Raw genomic sequence first — 1,469 nt, forward strand, 5'->3', positions numbered from 1 at the left:
TGGCCGGGTGAGCCAGACCCCGACATTGCCTGTGTATCGCCTTGCCGCCCCCACCCGGCGCTACGCGCCTGCCCTCCCCCGCAGGGGGAGGGAGACCATTCACGGCGCCCAGCCGCCGGTGGCGATGCGTTCCTCGCCGTCCTCGTCGACCTCGCCGCGGTTCCGGCGGACCTCGGCCCAGGCGGCGCGCAGCAATTCAGGCACGCCCTCGCCCGAGACGCCGGACACTAGCATGGGCCGCTTGCCGGCGGCGGCTTCCAGTTCGGCGGCCTTTTCCTCGCGCGCCTCGGGGGTCAGGGCGTCGATCTTGTTGAGCGCCAGGATCTCGGTCTTGTCGGCCAGACCCTCGCCATAGGCGTCGAGCTCGCCGCGGATGATGCGGTAGGCGCCCGCCACATCGTCCTGCGTGCCGTCGACCAGATGGATCAGGGAGGCGGAGCGTTCGACGTGGCCGAGGAAACGCGTGCCCAGCCCCGCGCCTTCGGACGCGCCCTCGATCAGGCCGGGGATGTCGGCGATGACGAAGCGCTCGCCGGGCGACAGGTCCACCATGCCGAGGTTGGGGGCCAGGGTCGTGAAGGGATAGTCGGCGATCTTGGGCCGGGCAGCGCTGGCGGCGGCGAGGAAGGTCGACTTGCCGGCGTTGGGCAGACCCGCCAGGCCGATGTCGGCGATGAGCTTGAGCCGCAGCCAGATCCACCGCTCCTGGCCTTCCTGGCCCGGATTGGCGTGGCGCGGGGCCTGGTTGACCGGGCCCTTGAAGCGGACATTGCCCCAGCCGCCGTTGCCGCCCGAGAGCAGCAATTCGCGCTGACCGGCCTCGGTCAGGTCCAGAACGACTGTCTCCTTGTCCTCGTCGAGCACCTGGGTGCCGACGGGGACCTTCAGCACCACGTCCTCGCCCTTTGCGCCGTGCATCTGGCGGCCCTGGCCGTGGTGGCCGGTGCCGGCCTTGAAGTGCTGCTGGTAGCGGTAGTCGATCAGGGTGTTCAGCCCCTCCACCGCCTCGATCCAGACGTGTCCGCCGTTGCCGCCGTCGCCGCCGTCCGGCCCGCCGTTGGGAATGAACTTCTCCCGCCGGAACGACACTGAGCCCGCGCCCCCGTTGCCGGAGCGGATGTAGATCTTGGCCTGGTCGAGAAACTTCATTTGGGCATTCTTGTAGGCGCTAACGCTCGCGACGCGGTCGCTCGCTGCTTGAGCGCGGCTTATGACCGATAAGCCGGGCGAATTACAGGCGGACTCCTGCGATGTGCCTGCGTCTGCGCTATGGTCGTGATTCGGCATCAACGGGCGGGACGGCATGGCGGAGGCCGACATCGCATTCGCGGCGGCGGCGGGGGCGGCGGGACTGGCGCTGGCCGTCGGCGCCTGGGCCTGGCGCTTCCAGAAGGACGCCCGCGCGCGGCTGGACGCCGCCGAGGCCGTGCGCGACGCCGCAGAGCGGCAGGCCGCGGCGGGGCTGGGGG

The 1,469-nt window shown here is 70.8% G+C and carries 1 protein-coding gene; it reads right to left on the reverse strand.

What is annotated here, in order from left to right; genetic code table 11:
- Window positions 1-99: 99 nt before the first annotated feature.
- Window positions 100-1,149: a GTPase ObgE gene (gene obgE / locus IP78_RS14120; protein ID WP_054112301.1), complete on the reverse strand. Its 1,050-nt coding sequence runs from the start codon at window positions 1,147-1,149 to the stop codon at window positions 100-102.
- Window positions 1,150-1,469: the final 320 nt, after the last annotated feature.

The organism is Brevundimonas sp. AAP58 (assembly GCF_001295975.1).
Lineage (GTDB): Bacteria > Pseudomonadota > Alphaproteobacteria > Caulobacterales > Caulobacteraceae > Brevundimonas.